The following is a 21,515-nucleotide window of genomic DNA, read 5'->3' on the forward strand; positions in this document are numbered from 1 at the left end:
ATCGAATAGAAAGCAGGAGTTCGACTTGCAACCGCAATTGCCTATCGACGTCGATCCGCACACCGGCGTCTGGACCACCGATGCGCTGCCGATGCTGTACGTGCCGCGCCATTTCTTCACCAACAATCACACGGCGGTCGAAGAAGCACTAGGCCGTGAGGTCTACGCGGAGATTCTCTACAAAGCCGGTTACCAATCCGCGTACCACTGGTGCGAGAAGGAAGCGGAAAAGCACGGCATTGCCGGCATGGCGGTATTCGAGCACTATCTGAAGCGTCTTTCGCAGCGCGGCTGGGGGCTCTTCTCGATCGTCGAGGCGGACCCGGCAACGTCGAATGCGCGCATCCATCTTCATCACTCGTCGTTCGTGCTCGCGCAACCCGGCAAACATGGCAAGCTCTGCTACATGTTCGCCGGCTGGTTCGCCGGCGCGATGGACTGGGTCAACGACACCGCACCGGAAGGCGCCGCAAAAGGCCCGCGAGCGAAATCGGCCGAGATGCAATGCGCGGGCGAAGGTCACGACTGCTGCGTCTTTCACGTGACGTGAACGCGCCGGACACACGCTACAATCACCTGGAAAGGAGTCCATGCATCCCCAGGCCCGGGTCGGGGCACAGCCAACAGCGATACAGCAATGCCGAAAAGGACCGACACGATCTCCAGTCTCGACTACGAGGATCTCTTCAGGCATCTGCCCGTTGCGGTCATCGTGGCCAGAGAAAGAGTCATGGTGGACTGCAATGCCCGAGCCCTCGCGCTCTTCAAGGCCCGGCGCAGCGATATCGTCGATCGGTCGTTTTCCGTGCTGTATCCGCAGCAGAAGGACTTCACCACCACCGGCCGCCGCCTGGCGCCGCTCCTCGCGAAACATGCCGTGTTTAGCGACGACCGCATCATGCGCCGCATCGACGGAAGCCATTTCTGGGTCACCGTGTGCGGTTTCGGATATAACCCGAAGCGGCCTTTCGAGCTGGCGATCTGGACCTTCACCGATCTATCGGACAGCACGAAGCAAGCCGACATCGCCAGCACGCTCACCGAGCGCGAACGCGACGTCGCCGCATTCCTCGTACACGGCATGACAAGCAAGGAAATCGGCAAGGAACTGAATATCAGCCCGCGCACGGTCGACATTCACCGCGCGAGCCTGTTGCGCAAATACGGCGTACGGGCGACACCCGATCTCATCGCGCGGTTGCTGGCCTGAACCGCGTACGACTTCTCTTCTCTCACCATGCACACCATGTCGACCCGGCCCGAAAATGTAGCGGCGTTCATTGACATTGCACGAACCCTCTTTCAATCGGAGAAGCTTCCCGACGCCGGGAGAGAAGTCGCAGCACGCGTGTTCGAGCGGCTGCAAACGGTATCGGACGACGGCAAGAGACATGACACGAGCTATCCGGCACGCCGCTGGATCGAACCGGCCTTGTCGGCGATCATCGACGAACCGACTCACCTCGGCGCGGCGGCAAGAGCCATCAGAACGCTCGAACCCGTGCTCGGATGGTGGCGCCGCACGTCGGGCTCGCACGGCAGCGAGAACTATATCGACGAGCATGTGCACGGCATGATCTGCGGGCCCGGCGGCACCGAGAGCCGCTACGACGTTCAACTCGGTTTTTCGGTGATGGCGCCCAACGTGCGGTATCCGGACCATCGCCATCCGCCCGAAGAGGCCTATGTACTGTTGACCGCCGGCGAGTTTCGCCAGAAAGACGGCGACTGGTTCAACCCCGGAATCGGCGGCGGCATCCACAACGCGCGAGGCAGCCTGCACGCAATGAGATCGCTGTCCGATCCGTTTCTTGCCATCTGGTGTTTATTGATCTGACGGTCGAGCCGGCGAATTGCGGCGCGCCTTCGCACGACAGGCGCGCCGACACGAGGCCCCCTCTCTCACTTCGTCATACGCCGCTCATGACTCGGCGCGTGGCCGAACTGCACGCGGTAGGCCTTGCTGAAATGGCACGGCGAATTGAATCCGCACACCGACGTTACGCGAGCGATCGACGCATCGGTCGTGCGCAGCAGTTCGCGCGCCCGTTTCAGGCGCAACGTGAGGTAGTAGTGCGTTGGCGAGACGTTCAGATACGCCTTGAACATGCGCTGCAAATGCCGTTGCGAAAGCCGCACGAGGCGCGCCAGTTCTTCCAGCGACAGCGGCTCCTTGATGTTCGCTTCCATCAGCCGCACGACCTCGACCAGTTCCGCGCGCGAAAAACCCACGCGCGCATCGACAGGTATTGGCTGTAAGTCAGTGGCGCTGCGAATCCGCTCGACGATAAACTGTTCGGATACCTTGGCAGCCAGGCCGCGGCCGAGCCGCGCGCCCACGAGATCGAGCATCAGATCGAGCGGCGCGGTGCCGCCCGTGCAGGTCAGCCGGTCGCGATCGACCACAAACAGCTCGTCGGCGAAACGCACGCGCGGAAATTCCTCGTGCAAAGCCGTGAGGTCTTCCCAATGCACGGCGCAGCGGTAACCGTCGAGCAGCCCGCTCGCCATCAGCGCATAAGCGCCCGTGCAGATGCCGCCGAGCGGAACGCCGCGCTGCGCCACCCCATCCAGCGTGGCGCGCAGGCTGTCGTCGACGATCTCGCGTATGCGCACGCCGCCGCACACGATCAGCACGTCGGGCAGCGACGCCGGATCGAGCGGCTGCGCCGGGCGTACCGCGATGCCATTGCTCGCGTGGACGGGCGCGCCGTCCAGCGAGTAGATGGACCAGCGGTAATGGTCCGCGCGCCCGACATAGTTCGCCATACGCAGAACTTCGACCGCGCTCGAAAACGCGATCATCGAGAAGTTCTGCAACGTCAGGAAACCGAAATGCCTGAGAGACGATGCCGCATGCGCGTCGACGGTGGACGCTGCGGCGATGTCTGTCGTCACATCGCGCTCCTCGGGAAACAACGGTTGAAAACCCCGCAGTTGAAAACCGGATCAGACCTCGGCGACAGCGGGACGCGCGCGCATGAGTTGCCTGAGCCCCGCGAACGGCGACACTTTTGGCGCGCCAGGCGCACGACCGAAGCTCTCGGTAATGCGGTCCAGGATGATCGCCAGCAACACGACGGAAAGCCCGCTTTCGAAACCGAGGCCGATATCCAGACGCTGAATACTCGCCAGCACGTCGTTGCCGAGACCGCCCGCGCCCACCATCGAGGCGATGATCACCATCGACAGCGCCATCATGATGGTCTGGTTCACGCCCTGCATGATCGACGGCAGGGCATTCGGAAACTGCACCTTGTACAACAGCTGCCATGGCGTGCAGCCGAACGCCTGCCCGGCTTCGACAATCTCGCGATTCACGTGCTTGATGCCGAGACTCGTCAGGCGAACCGCGGGCGGCATGGCGAAGATCACCGTGGAAAGAATGCCGGGCACGCGGCCGAGACCGAACAGCATGGCGGCCGGAATCAGGTAAACGAAGGCCGGCATTGTCTGCATCAGATCGAGAATCGGGCGCACGATCGTCTGCACGAGCCGGCTTTTCGCTGTCCAGATGCCGAGCGGAATACCCACCACGAGGCTGATGACGGTGGACGACAGCGTGAGCCCGAGCGTGACGACGGTCTGGTCCCAGAAGCCCGTCGCATAGATCAGCAACAGCGAACAGGCGGCGAAGATCGCAAAGCGCCAGCCCACGCGCCACAAACCGATAAGGATGAAGAACGCCATCAGCGCCCACATCGGAATGGCCTGCAAGCTATGTTCGACGAAAGCGGCGAAACTTTCGATCGCCCGGCCGACCGTGTCGAAACTGCTCGCGTCGTGATCGAGTAGATAGTGAACCGCCTGGTCGACCCACTGGCCGACGGGAATGATCTCAGACATGAGCACCTCGGTTACGCGTAATGACCTTCAGAACGGCGGCCTGATCGATGGAGCCGCAATAGCGGCCTTCGTCGTCCACTACCGGCAGCGCCGTCGTATTCGCGCAGACGCGCGAGACGACCTGCTCCAGCGGCGCGCCGAGCGAAATGCATTCGACCTTCTCGAGCGACGGCCGCGCGGCGCGAATCGAGTCGCGCGTCACGAAACCGCTGATGCGATGCTGCGCATCGAGCACGAAGGCGTAGTCCGCGCTGCCGTTGAGCGACGACTCCACGCTCGTCGCGTCGAGCGAGCGGATCAGCGGCACCGCCTCGCGCTGCATCAGATCGCCGGCCGTCAGATAGCGGCTGGTGTCCACGCCGTCGAAGAACGCGCGCACGTAGTCGTCGGCAGGATTGCTGATGATTTCCTGCGGGGTGCCGATCTGCACGATGCGCCCGCCTTCCATGATGGCGATGCGGCTGCCGATCCGCAGCGCCTCTTCGAGATCGTGCGACACGAACATGATCGTGCGGCGCTGCTCCTTCTGCAGTTGCAGCAGCACGTTCTGCATTTCCTTGCGCTTCAACGGATCGAGCGCCGAAAACGCTTCGTCCATAATCATCAGCGAGGGATTCACGGCCAGCGCACGGGCAAGGCCCACACGCTGCTGCATGCCGCCCGACAGCTCGGCGGGCAACTTCTGCGCAAACGGCGCAAGGCCGACCTGCTCCAGCACCGCCAGCGCGCGCCGCTCGCGCTCCTTGCGTCCCACGCCCGCCACTTCGAGACCGAATGCGGCGTTCGACAGCACCGTGCGTTGCGGCATCAGCGCGAACGACTGAAACACCATGCTCATGTCGGTGCGGCGCAGCGCCACCAGTTCCGAGCGCCGGATGGCCGCAACGTCGCGCCCGTCGATGACGATCTTGCCCGCCGTGGGGTCCACGAGCCGGTTGATGAGCCGGATCAGCGTGGACTTGCCCGAGCCGGAGAGACCCATCAGCACGAAAATCTCGCCCTCGTGCACTTCGAACGACGCGTGGTTCACGCCGAGCACATAGCCGGTTTTGGCGAACAGTTCGTCCTTCGTTGCGCCCTGCGCGAGCAGCTCGCGCGCGAGCTTCGGGTTGGGCCCGAAAACCTTGCATAGTCCTTCGACTACGATCTTGGGGGATTTCATCGACTCCGTCTCCTCGAACGGCAGGCGCCGGCCCGCTCGGTATGTCTACATGGTTGTCGGAAAAAACCCTGCCGGGATAGCGAATTGCGACAAACGCTTGCTCAAAAGCGACATGCTGCGTCGGCAACAAGGCACCTGTGCTGCGGTGCCAGGCGCGGCTTCCCGCCTGCCTCGGCGCAAGGCAGGGTGTGCGTAGTACAGGACTGACCGGATGAAACGCGGCGCGGCGAACCGCAGCCGCAGCAAAACAGGACTCGCCGGTCCGGATTTCTCTTGCCGCGCTTACTGCTGGCCGACCCACTCGTTCACGCGATCGCCGTGCGCGGCGATCCAGGCATCGGCGGCGGCCTCGGGCTTTTCGCCGTTCTGGATCGCCAGCATCACGCCGTCGATCTCGCCCGGCTTCCACTGGAATTTCTTCAGGAAAGACTCGACCTGCGGCGCCTTCTTTTCGAGCCCCGGATTGGCGACGCTGTCCACGTGCTCGGCCGCGCCGTACACGCTCTTCGGATCGTCGAGGAAGCGCAGCTTGTACTTCGCGAACATCCAGTGCGGCGTCCAGCCCGTGACGATCACCGGCTTCTTCGTGCCGATCGAGCGCGCCAGTTCGGCCGTCATCGCGCTGCCCGAACTCGGCATGACGTTGTAGTTGAGACCGTATTGCTTGACGGCCTCGTCGGTCTTGCGCATCACGCCCGCGCCCGCGTCGATGCCGACGATGCGCCCGCCGAACGCCGCCTTTTCCGCGTTGAGATCGTTGATGCTCTTCGCGCTCACGTAGTCGGGCACCACGAGACCGATCTTCGCGCCGGGGAAATTCGTGCCGAGATCGACGACCTTGTCCTTGAACTGGTCCCAGTACGCGCCCTGCGTCACCGGCAGCCATGCGGACAGCGTCGCGTCGAGGTCGCCGCGCGCCACGCCCTGCCACATGATGCCCGTGGCCACCGGCACGAGCTGCACCGGATAGCCGAGGCGCTTCTCGATGATGCGCGAAGCGATGTTGGACGTGGCGACGCTATCGTCCCAGCCTTCGACGTAGCCGATCTTCAGCGTGGGTTTGCCGTCGGCAAACGCCGGGGCGCTGACGCTCACCGTTGCGAACAGCACACCGGCCAGAAAGAGTTTCGCGGACAGCTTCATGATTCATCTCCTATGATTCGGGCACGCGTTTCGTGTGTCTCCAGATTCGCCCGCCGCAATTTACCGGTCCCCTCGATTTACGACACTTTCTTGTTGTACGGCGACACCCTTGCTACTTGTCGACGACGAGATCGGACAGCGGCTTCGAGCAGCACAACAGGGCCATCCCCTGATCGATCTCGCGCTGGCGAATGCCGCCGCTATGCTTCATCTCGACCTGCCCCGAAACCAGCTTGACCTTGCAGGTGCCGCACATGCCCTGGCTGCACGACGAGGCGAGCCTCACGCCCGCCTGGCGAGCCGCGTCGAGCACGGTTTGCTGCGAGCCGCACTGGATCTCGCGGCGGCTCTTCGCGAACGTGACCGTGAAGCTTTCGGTCGGCACGGCCGGCTCTGTCGCGGCCGGGTCGGCTGGGTCGGCCGGGTCTGCTTCAAGCAGCGCATGGGCCGCCGTCAACGTTTCGAACGAAAAGCTCTCTTCGTGATAGCGCTCTCGCGCAAAGCCGGCTTCGTCGAGCAGATCGCGCACGGCCTTCATATACGGCGCGGGACCGCAAGTGAAGATTTCGCGCTCCATGAAATCGGGGGCGATCAGCTTCAGCAGCGGCAGCGACAGAAAACCGGTGACGCCCGGCCATCCGGTACGCGCCCCCACCCGCTCGCACACGAATGACGTGCGGAAGTTCGCCCGGCTCGACGCGATCAGTTCGAGTTCGCGCGCGAAGATGATGTCGTCGGGCGTGCGTGCGCTATGCGCGAAGACGATGTCGCGATCTTCGGCGAGATCGTGATGCGCGCGGCTCATCGACATCAGCGGCGTGATGCCGGACCCGGCGGAAAGAAACAGATATTTCGGTGCCGGGTGCCGCGCGCAGGTGAAGTCACCGGCCGGCCCGAGCACGCGCAATTCGACGCCGGGCTTCAGGTTGTCGTGCAGCCAGTTCGACACCTTGCCTCCCGGCACGCGCTTGACCGTGATGGAAATGGTGTGCGGCCGCGCCGGCGACGACGAAATCGTATAGCAGCGATTGATCGGCTCGCCGTCGATCTCGAGTTCGAGCGTGACGAACTGCCCCGGCTCGAACGAGAACGTGCGGCCCTCTGGCGAGCGCAGAAAAAAGCTCTTCACGTCATGCGTTTCCTGCACGACATGACAGCACACGAGCGTTTCCTCGACGTCGCTCGTCCACCGTTCGGGCAGCGCGCTCCAGAACGCCGGGCGCGTGACCCGGCTGTCCATGGGGTCGAGTTGGGCTGCATCTCGCATCATGACAAACTCCGCTCTTTTGCTTTGGCCGCGCGCGGCGCGACGTTATGCGCCAATCTGTCCGGCAAGGCGGCCGATGTACCAGGCCGAGAACTTTTCGACGAGACCTTCCGTGTACGGCGAATACGGACCCGGCTCGTAGGCGCTGCTCGCCGCGCCGCGCTGCGAATACTCGACGAGCGTGCGGTCCTGGTCGTTGGTCGCATTCCAGACCGCGGTCAGATTCTCGACGTCGTAGTCGATGCCTTCGCGCGCGTCCTTGTGGACCAGCCAGCGTGTACGCACGAGCGTCTCGCCGGCGGAAAGCGGGACGACCGAGAACGACACGATGTGATCGCTCATGAAGTGATGCCACGAGTTCGGCTGGGTCCAGAACGACAGACCGCCGAGATCCGCCGAGCGAAACTCGCCGAGCAGCTTTTTCGAGGCCACTTTCGCGTCGAGCGTCTGCGATTCGCCGCTGCGATCGAGCGGCAGGCGCTGCGTGCGAAAACCCGTCACGTCGAGCAGTTTTTCGACTTCCACCGAAGGCAGGCCCAACCCTTCCCACTGCTCCACGCGCTCGTTGCAGGCGCGCTCGAAGGCTGCCATCCCTTCCGCGTTGGCCGGCGTGCGTTCGTAGCCGAAGCCGTATTCGTAGAGCGAAACCGTCAACTCGGGATGATTCGCCACGCAGTGATAGCACTCGCGATTGTTCTCCATCACGAGCTTCCAGTTGCCTTTCTCGATGATGTCGATCTGCGCGGCGACCTTGCAGTTCGCCAGATCGTGCGGCAGCAGATACGGCTCCATCGCGGCGCGCATCTGCGCGAAGTCGGCGGGCGGCTCGTCGGCGAGGCACACGAAGATCAGCCCGGCGAGATTTTCCACATGGACGCGCTTGAGGCTGTGCTTGCAGCGGTCGAACTGCTCGCCCATATGCTCGGCGAACATCAGTTCGCCCGAGAGGTTATAGGTCCAGCTGTGATACGGGCACACGATATTGCCGACCGTGCCCTTCGAGTCGTTGCACAGGCGCGAGCCGCGATGGCGGCATACGTTGTGGAACGCACGCACCGCCATGTCGTCGTCGCGCACGATCAGAATCGATTCGCCCGCCAGCTCGGCGGTCACATAGTCGCCCGGCTCCGGAATCTCGGCCTCGGTGGCGACCTCGATCCAGTGCTGCCGGAAGATGGCTTCCATATCGAGCGCGAAAATCTCCTCGCTCAAATAGAACGGCGCCTCCAGGCTGTACCCCTCTTTGCGGCGCTCGATCAGCGCGCGAATTTCTGCCGATACTTTCATCGTGTGCTCCGGATTTTCCATTCCAGGTTGTTGCCGACAGATCGTCAAAATCAGTAGTCGATAAGTTGATGCTCGCGCAAATACGCGAGGATCACTTGTGCTTTTTCGACCGAACTCCCTTCGTTTACGACGTTGCCGCCGCGGCTTTCGGTCGTGGTCGCCGAGAGCATGCGCGCATGGCCGGAGCGCTTCTCCGCCGCGACGAGGCGCACGGGCTTGCGCTCGATCGGGCCGACCGTCCACGCGGACGCTTCGGCAGCGCTCATGCTCATGCTCGCGGCGCGCTGCGGCCGGATCGCGCCGGCGCGCAGCCGCGCATAGGCGTAACGGGGCTGCGCATTGGCGAGCGGATGCACGGCGATCACGGCGGGCAGCGCCGTTTGCACGCGCCGGCGCAGGCCCTTGGGCAGGAATTGCCGCACCACGGCCACAGCGCCGCTCTCTGCGTCGATATCGACCGCGCCGCCGACGATCGGCACGCCGAGCGCCGCGGCCACGCTATACGGCAGCATGCCGCTGTCGTGCGCGCCTTCGGCCCGCGTGCCGGTCAGCACGAGGTCGTAGCCGCGCACGCGCTCGGCCAGCCTGCGCGCCGCGTCGTCGGACGGCGCGCAGCTCAGCACCTCGACTTCGGTCGCGCCCAGTGCGAGGTATTCGGTCAGCGCCGGGTCGTCGGCGTCGCCCGCATGCAGCACGTCGAGGCGCGCATGGTGACGCTGCGCCAGCGTACGCGCGAGATCGAGTGCGAGCGCGTCGTTGCGGCTATGGCGCGGCACGCCGCTCACGGGGTGGCGGCCGACGGAAACGAGCACGGCGATACGTTCGATGCGCCGTTGGGAATCGTTACGGGAATCATTGCGGGCATTCATGCGGCCACTCCTGCGGAATGCATGTCGTCACGTACGGCGCCCGGCGCGCCGCGTTTCGCGCGCGCGGCCTCTACCTCACCGATCAGCGCGGCGATGGTGCCCTGGGCGTCGCCGACCACGGTCAGGTTCGCGCGCTTCGCGATCGGCGCGCTGCCGTCGAGATTCACGGCAATCACGTGGCGGCAATCCTTGATGCCTTGCAGATGCTGCACGGCGCCCGAAATGCCGAACGCGATATACACACTGGACTCGACCGTCTTGCCCGTCGCGCCCACCTGCTTGTCGCGCGTGAAGTGGCCGTTGTCGACCGCGACGCGGCTCGCGCCGATCGCCGCGCCGAGCACGCCCGCGAGCTGTTCGAATGCCGCGATGTCGGTCACGCCGTTGCCCGCCGAGACGATGAAATCGGCTTCTTCGAGCGCGACCCGGGCGGCATCGATTTCCTCGAGACCGAGATCGCGATACGACGACGCCAGATCGACGGCGGGCCGGATGAAGTCGCTCGGGAGCCGCTCGCCCGCGCCGACGAACGGCAGCTTCGCCTCGACCACGTTCGGCGCGAGCAGGATCACCTCGGGCAGCGCGCGCGTGGCCCATGCGCGCTTCGCCTGTTCGTACACGCCCACATGGCGCGCGTCGATCTCGACCACCTGCGTCGCCACGCTGGCCCCGGCCGAGGCCGCGTAGCGCCGGCCAAGATCGCCGTCGCCGCTCGCGTTGTCGGGCAGGAACACATGCTTCGGCGCGAGCGCCGCCGCACACGCCTGCAACGCGCGCAGTTCGCTGTCCGGCGCGAACGCGCGGCGCTCGAAGCCCGGCAGCTCGATCAGCTTGTCGACGCCGAGCGCCGCCGCGTCGTCTTTCAGTTCGCCGAACACGAGCAGCGCCACTTCGGTTTGCGCATCGGCGAGCAACGCGGCGGCCGCGACGGCCTGGCGCGCATGCTCGTCGAGAGCGCCGCGCTCGGCATGAGCGGCAACGAGCAGCACGTGCTTCGGATCGCTAATGGTGCGGCGCGGTTTCGCGGCATTGCCGTGCCCGTGCTGCGCGGGCCAATGCGCGGCGTTCGCGTCGGCACTCCCGGTCTCGCCGAGAATAATGCGCCTGAGACCCGCCGCGGTCACAACGAACGGGCGGCGCGGATCGATTCGTTTGATCGTATTCATCGATTCACTCCAGCGAGGCGGCCACGAGTTCGGCCACGTCGAGCACCTCGGGACGCGGACCCACCACGCCTTCGAGCATCGCCGTGCATTGCGGGCACGCCACGGCAACGACCTCGGCGTTGAGTGCGCGTGCGTCGGCCATACGAATGTCGGGAATGCGCTGCTTGCCGGGGATGTCGGTGAGCGGCGCGCCGCCGCCCCCCCCGCAGCAGCGTCCGCGCATGCCGTGACGCTCCATCTCCACGACCTGGATGCCGATCGTTTTCAGCAGCTTGCGCGGCGCTTCGGTCTCGCCGTTATAGCGGCCCAGATAGCAGGGATCGTGATACGTGGTGCGCTTTTCGGTGAGCGCCTGCACGGCCTTCGGCGCGATGCGTCCGCTCGCGGCGAGTTCGGCGAGGAAGGTCGTGTGATGCAGTACTTCGTAGCGCGCGCCGAGCGCACGGTACTCGTTGCGCAGGCTGTGCATGACGTGCGGGTCGGCGGTGACGATGCGCGCGAAGTCGAGCGTGGCGAGCGTCGCCATCATCTGCTTCGCCATGCGCTGGAACGTCGCTTCGTCGCCGAGACGGCGCGCCACGTCGCCGGTATCCGTTTCCCGCGCGCCGAGCACCGCGTAATTCACGCCGGCCTTGTTGAGCACCGTCACGAGCGCGCGCAGCGTGCGCTGATAGCGCATGTCGAACGCGCCCTCACCAGCCACCACGAGTACGTCCACGCGCCGGCCGGGCTGCGCGACCGGCGCATCGAGATCGACCGACCAGTCGTAGCGCGCCGTTCTGTCGTAGCCGCCCGCCGTGCCCGTTTCGCGTAGGTTCGCCAGCACTTCCGGGCCTTTGCCGGGCACCTCGCCATGCACGAGCGTCTGGTTGCGGCGCATGTCGACGATGGCGTCGACGTGCTCGATCAGCATCGGGCACTCCTCGACGCAGGCGCGGCAGGTCGTGCACGACCAGAGCGTCTGCGCTTCGATCAGGCCGGAGACGATCGGACCGTCCGGCGCGCCGCGATGCCGGCCGACCGCCATGCCGGGCGTGGGACTGCCCGCGTACGCCGCGTCGGTGCCGCCGGCCATGCCGACCACGAGGTCCTGAATCAGCTTCTTCGGATTGAGCGGCTGGCCCGAGGCGAACGCGGGGCACGCGGCCTCGCATTTGCCGCACTGCACGCAGGCATCGAAGCTCAGCAACTGGTTCCAGCGAAACTCCACGGGTTTCGCCACGCCGTATTCCTGCTTCTGTTCGATATCGGGCAGCTTCAGCGCGGTCGGCGGCGTGGCCGTGCCGTTGCCGGTCCAACCCTCGCGCGTTGCCGCGAAACGCTCCTGGCGCGGATGGAATGCCAGATGCAGAAGCCCGGCGACCGCATGCTTCATCGGCCCGCCGTTGGCCGCGCCGAATGTCATTGCGAAGGCGCCCACGCCGATCAGCACCGCGCACACTACCGCGAATCCGCCCGACATCGCGCCGGCGGGCACCATCGTGAAGAGCACCACGCCGAGCGCGAACGAGCCGAGCAGCCACGGCAGCGTATTCCACGGCCCGCGCGAAAGGCGCGCCGGCACATGGCTCGCATGACGGCGGCGCCAGACGAACACCGCACCGATCAGCATCGCGAGCGCCGCGAGAAAGATCAGCCGGTCGAGCCACGGCGAATAGATCGCGAGCCCGTAGTTGACGAACACGAGCGCCAGCGCCGCGATCGCGCCGCCCGCGGTGGCGACGTGCGTCTTCGCGATATACGGATCGCGCGCCACCACATGATGCAGATCGACGAAATAACGCTTGGGGATACTGAACAGCTTGCTGACGCCAACGGAACCGGGCACGGCGGCACGCCCCACCCGCCAGAAGGCGGCGCGTTTCGCGACCGCGAACGCGAGCCCCGCCATCGACACCCACAGCAGCGCGGTAATGAGCCAGGACGGATTCATGGTTCAGAAGTCCTTCGCGAGCCGCAGCGCGTCGTAAATCGCGCCGTGGATGTTGTGCATGGAGATGCAGTCGCCGACGCGGAACAGCAGGAAGCGGCCATTGCCGAGTTCTTCGCCGAGGCAAGGCTGCGGCTCCGCGACGAAAAGCTTGTGCACGTCCACCTGGCCGCGATTCACCGATTCGGGTTTGAGCTTCCAGTACAACGCGTCGTTGGGCGTGCTGCCGTTTTCGATCACCACCTGATCGACGGCGCGCTCCTCCTGCTCCTCCGTGTACTCGTTGCGCAGCACGGCAATCATCTTGCCGTCTTCTTCGTACACGCGATCGAGCCAGTAATTCGGCGTATGGATCACGCCCTGCGCATAGAGGCGGCGATAGAAGATCGGGAACGTGGTGCCGCCCACGTCGTCGGCAACCTTCACGTCGGGCGTGACGATTTCGACCTTCGAGCCGCGGCTCGAAATGAAATCGGCCACCCCGGCGCCCGCATGCGTGCTCACGCCGTCGTAGACGAGCACGTTCTGCTTCGGCTCGACACGGCCCGCCAGGATGTCCCATGAACTGACCGCGAGCCCGTCTTCCACGCCCCATGCGCCCACCTGCTGCGTGAAGCTCGAACCGCCCGTGGCGAGCACGATGATGTCGGGTTTTTCCGCGAGGATCGTTTTCTCGTCGGCCGTCACGCCGAGACGGCGATCGACGCCGAGGCGCTTCGTCTCCATGTCGAACCAGCGCACGATGCCCGCCATCTGCTCGCGCTGCGGCGCTTTCGCCGCCAGCAGAATCTGGCCGCCCACGGCGTCGTTCTTCTCGAACAGCACCACGTCATGGCCGCGCAGCCGCGCAACGCGCGCGGCTTCCAGCCCCGCCGGTCCCGCGCCGACCACCACGACCTTGCGCTTCGGCCCGCGCGACTTCTCGATGACGTGCGGCATGGTCGCCTCGCGCGAGGTCGCCGCGTTCTGCACGCACAGCACGTCGAGACCGTTGTACTGGCGGTCGATGCAATAGTTCGCGCCGACGCACTGCTTGATCTCGTCTTCGCGGCCGTCGCGAATCTTGATGACCATGTGCGGGTCGGCGATCTGCGCGCGCGTCATGCCGACCAGGTCGACCATGCCGCTCGCGAGCAGACGCTCGGCCTGGCCCGCATCGCGAATGCTCTGCGCGTGCATGACCGGCAGCTTGACCACCGACTTGATGCCGGCCGCGAGATGCACGAACGGCTCGGGTGGCAGCGCCATCGGCGGCATGCAGTTGGCGAGCGTGTTGTGCGTGTCCGCGCCGGAGCCGATCACGCCGAGATAGTCGATCAGCCCCGTTTCCGCCATCGCCTGGGCGATTTCCTTCAACTGCTCGTGATCGAGGCCGTCTTCGTGGAACTCGTCGCCGCACATGCGCAGGCCGACGCAAAAGTCCTTGCCTACGGCCTCGCGCACGGCCTTGAGCACTTCCACGCCGAACCGCAGGCGGTTTTCGAGCGAACCGCCCCATTCGTCGGTGCGAAAGTTCGTGCGCGGGCTCCAGAACTGGTCGATCAGATGCTGGTGCGCCGCCGAAATCTCGATGCCGTCCATGCCCGCGTCCTTCACGCGCTTCGCAGCCGTCGCGAAGTCGCCGATGATGCGGTGGATTTCCTCGACCTCGATAATCTTGGCATTGCCGCGATGCACGGGTTCGCGCACGCCCGACGGCGACATCAGATGCGGCCAGTGCTCGCCATGAAACGCGGAACGGCGCCCCATGTGGGTAGCCTGAATCATGATCTTCGCGCCGTGCCGGTGCATCGCTTCGGCAAGACGCGCGAGCGGATCGATGATCCTGTCGGTCGCGAGATTCACCGACTTCCACCAGCCCTGCGGACTGTCGATCGACACCGGGCTCGATCCGCCGCACACCGCAAGGCCCACGCCGCCCTTGGCCTTCTCTTCGTAATAGCGGATATAGCGGTCGCCCGGCAGGCCGCCCGGCTCGGCGTAGACCTCGGCGTGGGCCGTGCTGACGATGCGGTTGCGCAGCGTGAGCTGATTGAGCGTCAAGGGTTTGAACAGGTGTGGGTAGCGCATCGCAGACGACCTCTGGCGTTCGTGTCTTTCGATAAGTCTTGTAGGGCGGGTCGCGCCGCCGTTCAGGCGGCGATCGGCGAGACTTCGAAAATGCAGTGCGCGTGGCCTTCGGCCGCGCATTGCACTTCCGACGACCGCGCGCGCGGCGCGCCTTTGCCGCCTTCCGTGGTGTCGTTGACCCAATCCATCGCGCCGGCGAACCAGCCCGCGAACATGTAGCAGAGCTTGCCGTGCCTGCCGGGCTGCGCGAGCACGAACGACGAATGGCGCAGTTCGATCTTCGCGCGCGCCGCGGCCGGATCGGCCTCGCGAATCGTGAAGATGCCCCAGCCGCGCTGCGAAAGACGCTTCAGGTAGTGCTCGAACACCGCCATGCCGGCGATGCCGTGCTTTTCCGCTTCCTTCTCGCACCAGTGGTACGCGGATTGGTAGCCGGCCTTGTAGAGAATCTCCGCGTAGACCTCGCGGCCCAGCGCTTCTTCAACCGCCGTGTGATTGTTCGTGAAAAAGTGGCGCGGCACGTATAGCATCGGCAGCGCGTCGGTGGTCCAGACGCCGGTGTGCGGATCGACGTCGATCGGAAGTTGCGGTTGCATGTCGTAAGTCTCCGGGAATCTTATTTATTCAGTCATTCTTAATAATCTGGATGGTCCTTCTTCGCGGCTTTAAAACTGCTCGCTCAGCCGCTCAGCTAATCAGCCGTTCCAGACTTCACCGAATACGCGCAGCCAGTTCTCGCCCATCACCTTGCGGATGCGCGTCTCGCTCCAGCCCGCCTTCTGCATCGCCGCCGTCAGGTTCGGGAATTCGCCGATCGTGCGGATGCCCTCCGGATTCACCACCTTGCCGAAATCCGTCAGACGGCGGTAGCGGCCCTTGTCGTGCGTGATCCAGTCGAAGAACTCCGTCGTATAGCCCTGCGTGAAGTCCGTGCCGATCCCCACCTTGTCCTCGCCGATCACATCGACCACGTATTCGATCGCTTCGAGATAATCCTCGACGGTCGCGTCCGGCCCCTTCTTCAGAAACGGCGCGAACATCGTCACGCCCACGAAGCCGTTCGCATCGGCAATTTCCCGCAACTGCTCGTCACTCTTGTTGCGCGGATGCTCCTTCAGGCCCGACGGGCAGCAGTGCGAATACGTCACGGGCTTCTTCGAGCAGGCGATCGCATCGGACGAAGTCTTGCCGCCCACGTGCGAGAGATCGACCATGATGCCCACGCGGTTCATCTCCTGGATCACTTCGCGCCCGTAGCCCGAGAGGCCGCCGTCCGGCTCGTAGCAGCCGGTGCCGACGAGGTTCTGGGTGTTGTAGCAAAGCTGCACGACGTTCACGCCGAGTTCCTTGAAGACCTCGATATAGCCGAGGTTGTCCTCGAAGGCATACGAGTTCTGGAAGCCGAAGATGATGCCGGTTTTATTCTCTTTTTTGGCGCGCAGGATGTCGTCGGTCGTGCGCACGAGCGTGAGGATTTCGCCGTACTCGCGGATCTGCTGCTTCATTTCCGCGATGTTGTCGATGGTCTTCTGGAAGTCGTCCCACACGGAGACCGTGCAGTTCACGGCGGTGACGCCGCCCTTGCGCATGTCTTCGAATACCGAGCGTTCGAATTTCGAAATGTTCAGACCGTCGATGATGATGCTGTTGTCGTGCAGTGTGCTCTGCGTGCTCATGACCCGCTCCAGGACTATCGCATGAATTTGAAAGTATTCAATGCAGTAAATGAAAGATACGCACGGAACGATTGTTTCCGGCGCGATCATTTCGATCCGGCTTTCCACCGGTCGACCTGCACGAAACCGACGGCTCTATTCTTGTCGTTCGAATAAACGCCCATTGTCGGAATTCAGACGCGTTCTTTGCCTTTTCCGCCATTCGCGTCCGTTTTTCACAAGTGTTCGGCCCGCGTTAATTCAAGCCGCATCGCGCCGCCGTTCTTTCCCGCGGAAGTCGTTCTTTTTTGTTCAGATGACTCAGGGTTTTGCCGCATGGCACACTTGCCCCGCCAGATCCCAGAATTGCGGCAGCCGTAGCCAGCCATCCCCCGGCCAGCAGGCGATTGACCCAGATTGACCACAAAGGAATAGTCCCCATGTTGCCGGATCGCACGGCGTCGTTAGCGCACTTCGCGTTCATGCCGCTGCCCGACTTCACCATGATCGCGTTCACCAACGCGATAGAAGTCCTTCGCATGGCGAACTACCTCAGTGGCCAGCCGCTTTACAGGTGGTCGGTCATCAGTCCGGACGGCGGCCTCGTGACGGCCAGCAACGGTCTTGCCATCGATACCGGCCCGGCCGAATGCGCGGGGCAGCCCGACATCGTGTTCGTGTGCGGCGGTATCGACGTGCAGCGCGCCACCACGCCCGCCCATCTCGCCGCCTTGCGCCGCTTCGCGCGCATGGGCATCGTGCTGGGCAGCCTGTGCACGGGCACCTACGCGCTCGCGAAAGCCGGGCTGCTGGCCGGCTACGCCTGCGCGATCCACTGGGAAAACATGTCGGCGCTGAAGGAAGAGTTTCCGTCTACGCGCTTTCTCAAGGAACTGTTCGTCATCGACCGCGACCGCGTCACCTGCACCGGCGGCGTCGCGCCGCTCGACATGATGCTGCACCTGATCGCGGCGCGCGTCGGCATTGCCCGCATCACGCAGATCGCCGAGCAATTCGTCATCGAGCATGTGCGCGACACGTCCGCCCAGCAGCGCATGCCGCTCGTCGCGCGGCTCGGCTCCGCCAACAAATCGCTCTTCGAAGTCATCTCGCTGATGGAGAACAACATCGAAGAGCCGCTTTCGCGCGAGGAACTCGCGCGTCTCGCGAACCTGTCGCAGCGGCAATTGCAGCGGATCTTTCACGAGCATCTCGGCATGACGCCCACGCACTACTATCTGACGCTGCGCCTGCGCCGTGCGCGCGAACTGCTGCTGCAAACCGACATGTCGATCATGCAGATCACGATGGCGTGCGGCTTCCAGTCGGCCTGCCACTTCAGCAAGAGCTACCGCGACGCCTTCGGCAGCGCGCCGACCGGCGAGCGCCGCAAGCGCATTGCACCGCTTTCGGGCATGGGCACGCCGGCGGCACCTCTGGCAATAGCACCGGTGCACGCCTAGACGCACGCATAAACATAGCAGGCGCGATAAAAAGCGCCTCGGCTATTCCGGCGTTCCGGCTTTATCACGCCCAACAGCAAAACGGGCCGCCAGAAAAACTGGCGGCCCGTTTCGCATGCTCGCACGATTCGACGACGCTCGACTACGCCGCCAGCAAACCGTGCGGATCGATGACGAACTTGCGCGGCGCGCCGCCATCGAACTTCTTGTAGCCTTCCGGCGCTTCGTCGAGAGAGATCACCGAGACGTTGACGATCTTCGCAATCGGCAGGCGGTCGAACAGGATCGCCTGCATCAGGTTGCGGTTGTAGCGGAGCACCGGCGTTTGCCCCGTATGGAACGAATGCGACTTCGCCCAGCCGAGGCCGAAGCGGATGCTCAGGCTGCCGTGCTGCGCGGCCACGTCGCTGGCGCCGGGGTCGTCGGTGACGTAAAGACCCGGAATGCCGATCATGCCGGCCGGGCGCGTGATTTCCATCAGCGAATTCAGCACCGTGGCGGGCGCTTCCTCGGCATGGCCGGCCGCGCCATGGCCGTGCGCCTCGAAGCCCACGCAATCCACCGCGCAATCGATTTCCGGCTTGCCAAGAATCTGCTCGATCTGCTCGCCAAGCGAGGCGTCCTTCGACAGATCGACCACCTCGAAGCCCATCGCCTTCGCATGCGCGAGCCGTTCCGCATTCATATCGCCGACGATCGTGCAGGCCGCACCGAGCAGGCGCGCCGACGCCGCGGCCGCCATCCCGACCGGCCCCGCCCCCGCGATATAGACGGTCGATCCCGGCTTCACGCCCGCCGTTACCGCGCCGTGGTAGCCGGTCGGCAGAATGTCCGAGAGGCAGGTGAGATCGCGCATCTTCGCCATCGCCTGGTCGCGGTCGGGGAATTTCAGCAGATTGAAGTCGGCGTACGGCACGAGCACGTATTCCGCCTGCCCGCCGATCCAGCCGCCCATATCGACATAACCATAGGCGCCGCCTGCGCGCGACGGATTCACGGTCAGGCACACGCCCGTGTGCTGTTCGCGGCACATCGCGCAGCGCCCGCATGCCACGTTGAACGGCACCGAAACGAGGTCGCCGATTTTCAGCGTCTCGACGTCCTTGCCGACCTCGACCACTTCGCCGGTGATTTCGTGGCCGAGCACGAGGCCGACCGGCGCGGTCGTGCGCCCACGCACCATATGCTGATCCGAGCCGCAGATGTTGGTGCTGACCACCTTGAGAATGACACCGTGGCCGATCGAGCGCCCGCTCGGATCGACCATCTTCGGATACGCGATGTTCTGCACTTCGACCTTGCCCGGCCCCTGATACACGACGCCTCGATTACCGCTCATCTCGCTGTCTCCTGTTCGATGCTGTACATGGGAACGCGTTGCCTCATGCCAAGCGCGCAACGCAACGACGTTTCGAGCGTAGCGTGCCGCCCGTACCCGGCGATGTGCAAAAAGCGACGCGCACTTGAACGGCGCCGCCATCCCGCGACACGCTCCGTCATGAGGCCGCGCTCAGAACAGATGCCGCAGGCCGATGCGCACGTCGGCCTGCGTGGTGGTCGACGCAGGCGTGAAGCCATAGCCGATCACCGCGTCCACGCCCTGCGAAGCCCTGAGCCAGTCGCCCGACAGATAAACGTCCGTGCGCTTCGACAGCAGGTAATGCATGCCCGCCGAAAGCTGGTTCCAGTGGTGGCCGTCGAAGTGCGTGTACTGGTAGCCGCCCGTCATGCTGAACGAAGGCGTCATCTGCCAGTTGGCGCCGCCTTCGCCTACCTGCATGTGCCGGCTCTCGCCGAATGCGGTGATCTGCGTGTAGGTGAAAGCGCCCATCAGCGTGACGTTGCCGATCGCATAGCTCGCGCCCGCGCCGAAGGTGGCCTGCTTGTCCACCGGAAACGGCGTGTCCGCATAGAGCGACGTTACCGTGCCCGTAGCCGGATCGACGCTGACGGTCGGCCGGCCGAAGAAGGTCCGCACGCCGATCATCGCGTAGGGGTCGAAGCCGTAGATGCCCGACGGGTTATTGAGCTGCGTGTACGCGGTACCCATCGCGAACGGGCCGTGCTGATACTGCGCGCCGACGCTCCACGCGCTGCCGTTATGGAAGTCGCCCGCCTTGTTGCTGAACGAGTACATGCCGCCGAACTGGAATCCGCCGAACGTATTCGACATGAACTTCACCGAGTTCTGCAAATGGTCGCCATTCATGCGGTCGAAGTCGCCCTGGTTGATCGCGTAGCCGCTCGCCCATGCCGAGGCGTTGTAGAGATAGACGAACTCCTGCGTCATGTCGGGCTGATTGCCGAGCGTGAGCGTGCCCCAATCGTTTTGCAATCCGACATACGCCGCGCGGCCGAACAGCGAGCCGCCGTTGGCGATCTGTCCGTTGCCGAGATGGAAGCCGCTCTCCAGTTCGAACACGGCCTTCATGCCGCCGCCGAGATCCTCGGTGCCCTTGAGACCCCAGCGGTTCGCCTGGGCAATGCCGTCGTCGAATTTCACCTGGTGCGAGCCGCCCGCATTGCTCACGTAGGTCACGCCGGCGTCGATGATCCCGTACAAGGTGACGCTGCTCTGCGCATAACTCGCGTTCGGGACGGCGGCTAATGCCAGCGCCATACCGGTCAGTGCCACCGCGTTTCCTGTTTTTCTCATGGTGTCGTCTCTCTCCTGTCTCGCGATACGGTTGTCGGGCCGCGCCAGGCCGGCATGAAAAACAGCCCTGAAAAACGGCCATAAAGTCCGGCGCGGACGAACAGAACGTACAAGTCCAAATCTCGGCCGACTTGCGCGGACACGACATCCGCTGGTGCAGGAACGACACCCGGCAACGCAAAACCCCCTGCAAAACAGGCACAAAACGTTATGCGGCGGGCTTTCCTGGCACTTCGACAGCGCGATCATCGGCAATCCGACATCGACTTTATGAAATCCGCCGATCCCGCCTTTATTGCGTTTTTATTGATTGAACAATCAATAAAAAAAACCTAAAGTGAGAACCTTCCAGGAGTGTCCCGAACCACCATGCCCAAGATCGGAATGCGCGACATACGTCGCGCGCAACTCATCGACGCCACCTTGCAATCGATCGACCAGTCGGGTCTTTCAGGCACGACGCTCGCGAGCGTGGCGCAGCACGCGAACATTTCCACCGGCATCGTGAGCCACTACTTCGGCGGCAAGGACGGCCTGCTCGAAGCCACCATGCGCCATGTGCTGCACGACCTGTGGGAAGCAACGATGCGCCGGCGCCAGGCCGCGAAAGACGAGCCGCGCGCGCGGCTGCGCGCGATCGTCGCCGCCAATTTCGACGTCTCGCAGGTGAACTCGCCCGTCATGAAAACATGGCTCGCGTTCTGGGCCGAGAGCATGCATCAACCTGCGCTGCGCCGGCTGCAGCGCATCAACACGCGGCGGCTTCATTCGAACCTGTGCGCGGAATTCGAGCGGGTCTTGCCGAACACGGCGGCCCGCCGTGCCGCGAGCGGCCTCGCCGCGCTGATCGACGGCCTCTGGCTGCGCGGCGCGCTGACGGGCGAGCCGTTCGACACGAAAACCGCGCTGCGCATCGCCAACGACTACATCGACCTGCTGCTCGACACGCGCGCCAAGGCGCGCCCGGGCAAGTCATCCAGATAACCCGTCCCGGAGCCACT

Annotated in this window: 19 protein-coding genes; 5 read left to right on the forward strand and 14 right to left on the reverse strand. The window is 64.3% G+C overall.

All coding sequences use genetic code 11. The features are described from left to right. Positions 1-25: 25 nt before the first annotated feature. From GXB81_RS01970 to GXB81_RS01980, 3 genes are all read left to right on the forward strand, one after another. Positions 26-550 carry a DUF5943 domain-containing protein gene (locus GXB81_RS01970; RefSeq protein ID WP_167050456.1) on the forward strand — a complete coding sequence of 175 codons (525 nt, stop codon included), beginning with the start codon at positions 26-28 and terminating at the stop codon, positions 548-550. Positions 551-637: 87 nt separating this feature from the next. After that, complete coding sequence (locus GXB81_RS01975; RefSeq protein WP_205988169.1) at positions 638-1,210, forward strand: PAS and helix-turn-helix domain-containing protein; 573 nt, start codon at positions 638-640, stop codon at positions 1,208-1,210. Positions 1,211-1,246: 36 nt separating this feature from the next. Next, the gene (locus tag GXB81_RS01980) at positions 1,247-1,837 is read left to right on the forward strand and encodes a dimethylsulfonioproprionate lyase family protein (protein WP_205988170.1); all 591 of its coding nucleotides are present in this window, start codon (positions 1,247-1,249) and stop codon (positions 1,835-1,837) included. A 65-nt stretch (positions 1,838-1,902) separates the two neighbouring features. On the opposite strand, the gene GXB81_RS01985 is transcribed toward GXB81_RS01980, so the two are convergent. The 12 genes from GXB81_RS01985 to GXB81_RS02040 all read right to left on the reverse strand — a co-directional run bounded on the left by GXB81_RS01985 (position 1,903) and on the right by GXB81_RS02040 (position 16,416). After that, positions 1,903-2,898, reverse strand: coding sequence for a GlxA family transcriptional regulator (locus GXB81_RS01985; RefSeq protein WP_345889953.1), 996 nt, complete (start codon positions 2,896-2,898; stop codon positions 1,903-1,905). Between the two features lie 51 nt (positions 2,899-2,949). Further along, on the reverse strand, positions 2,950-3,846 hold the full coding sequence (choW, locus tag GXB81_RS01990) for a choline ABC transporter permease subunit (protein WP_167050462.1): 897 nt from the start codon (positions 3,844-3,846) through the stop codon (positions 2,950-2,952). Further along, positions 3,839-5,008, reverse strand: coding sequence for a glycine betaine/L-proline ABC transporter ATP-binding protein (locus GXB81_RS01995; RefSeq protein ID WP_167050464.1), 1,170 nt, complete (start codon positions 5,006-5,008; stop codon positions 3,839-3,841). The genes choW and GXB81_RS01995 overlap by 8 nt, the downstream gene beginning before the upstream one ends. A 282-nt stretch (positions 5,009-5,290) precedes the next feature. After that, positions 5,291-6,151, reverse strand: coding sequence for a glycine betaine ABC transporter substrate-binding protein (locus tag GXB81_RS02000; RefSeq protein ID WP_205988171.1), 861 nt, complete (start codon positions 6,149-6,151; stop codon positions 5,291-5,293). 112 nt (positions 6,152-6,263) lie between these two features. Beyond that, a complete protein-coding gene (locus tag GXB81_RS02005; RefSeq protein ID WP_167050468.1) occupies positions 6,264-7,421 on the reverse strand; it encodes a hybrid-cluster NAD(P)-dependent oxidoreductase in 1,158 nt (385 codons plus the stop codon). 42 nt (positions 7,422-7,463) lie between these two features. After that, positions 7,464-8,705 (reverse strand): aromatic ring-hydroxylating dioxygenase subunit alpha, encoded by a 1,242-nt coding sequence (locus tag GXB81_RS02010; protein ID WP_205988172.1) that lies wholly within the window; start codon positions 8,703-8,705, stop codon positions 7,464-7,466. A 50-nt stretch (positions 8,706-8,755) separates the two neighbouring features. Continuing rightward, entirely contained in the window at positions 8,756-9,574 is an 819-nt protein-coding gene (locus tag GXB81_RS02015; protein WP_205988173.1) for an electron transfer flavoprotein subunit beta/FixA family protein, read from the reverse strand. After that, complete coding sequence (locus GXB81_RS02020; RefSeq protein ID WP_205988174.1) at positions 9,571-10,740, reverse strand: electron transfer flavoprotein subunit alpha/FixB family protein; 1,170 nt, start codon at positions 10,738-10,740, stop codon at positions 9,571-9,573. Before GXB81_RS02020 ends, GXB81_RS02015 begins: the two co-directional genes overlap by 4 nt. 4 nt (positions 10,741-10,744) lie before the next feature. Then, positions 10,745-12,673, reverse strand: a complete 1,929-nt coding sequence (locus tag GXB81_RS02025; RefSeq protein WP_167050476.1) for a (Fe-S)-binding protein — start codon at positions 12,671-12,673, stop codon at positions 10,745-10,747. Positions 12,674-12,676: 3 nt separating this feature from the next. Next, positions 12,677-14,740 carry an NADH:flavin oxidoreductase gene (locus tag GXB81_RS02030; RefSeq protein ID WP_205988175.1) on the reverse strand — a complete coding sequence of 688 codons (2,064 nt, stop codon included), beginning with the start codon at positions 14,738-14,740 and terminating at the stop codon, positions 12,677-12,679. Positions 14,741-14,802: 62 nt separating this feature from the next. Beyond that, entirely contained in the window at positions 14,803-15,336 is a 534-nt protein-coding gene (locus tag GXB81_RS02035; RefSeq protein ID WP_205988176.1) for a DUF5943 domain-containing protein, read from the reverse strand. Between the two features lie 99 nt (positions 15,337-15,435). Beyond that, positions 15,436-16,416 carry a dipeptidase gene (locus GXB81_RS02040; protein WP_205988177.1) on the reverse strand — a complete coding sequence of 327 codons (981 nt, stop codon included), beginning with the start codon at positions 16,414-16,416 and terminating at the stop codon, positions 15,436-15,438. A gap of 386 nt (positions 16,417-16,802) precedes the next feature. On the opposite strand from GXB81_RS02040, the gene GXB81_RS02045 reads away from it, so the two are divergent. Then, the gene (locus GXB81_RS02045; protein WP_240162962.1) at positions 16,803-17,858 is read left to right on the forward strand and encodes a GlxA family transcriptional regulator; all 1,056 of its coding nucleotides are present in this window, start codon (positions 16,803-16,805) and stop codon (positions 17,856-17,858) included. Between the two features lie 142 nt (positions 17,859-18,000). On the opposite strand, the gene fdhA is transcribed toward GXB81_RS02045, so the two are convergent. Both fdhA and GXB81_RS02055 read right to left on the reverse strand, forming a co-directional pair. Continuing rightward, positions 18,001-19,197, reverse strand: coding sequence for a formaldehyde dehydrogenase, glutathione-independent (gene fdhA, locus GXB81_RS02050; protein ID WP_167048242.1), 1,197 nt, complete (start codon positions 19,195-19,197; stop codon positions 18,001-18,003). A gap of 171 nt (positions 19,198-19,368) precedes the next feature. Continuing rightward, positions 19,369-20,514, reverse strand: a complete 1,146-nt coding sequence (locus tag GXB81_RS02055; RefSeq protein WP_167048241.1) for a porin — start codon at positions 20,512-20,514, stop codon at positions 19,369-19,371. 369 nt (positions 20,515-20,883) lie between these two features. Here GXB81_RS02055 and betI point away from each other — a divergent pair, with 369 nt between their 5' ends. Continuing rightward, positions 20,884-21,498, forward strand: coding sequence for a transcriptional regulator BetI (betI, locus tag GXB81_RS02060; RefSeq protein ID WP_205988178.1), 615 nt, complete (start codon positions 20,884-20,886; stop codon positions 21,496-21,498). Positions 21,499-21,515: the final 17 nt, after the last annotated feature.

It is taken from the genome of Paraburkholderia sp. Ac-20336, from assembly GCF_017105025.1.
Lineage (GTDB): Bacteria > Pseudomonadota > Gammaproteobacteria > Burkholderiales > Burkholderiaceae > Paraburkholderia.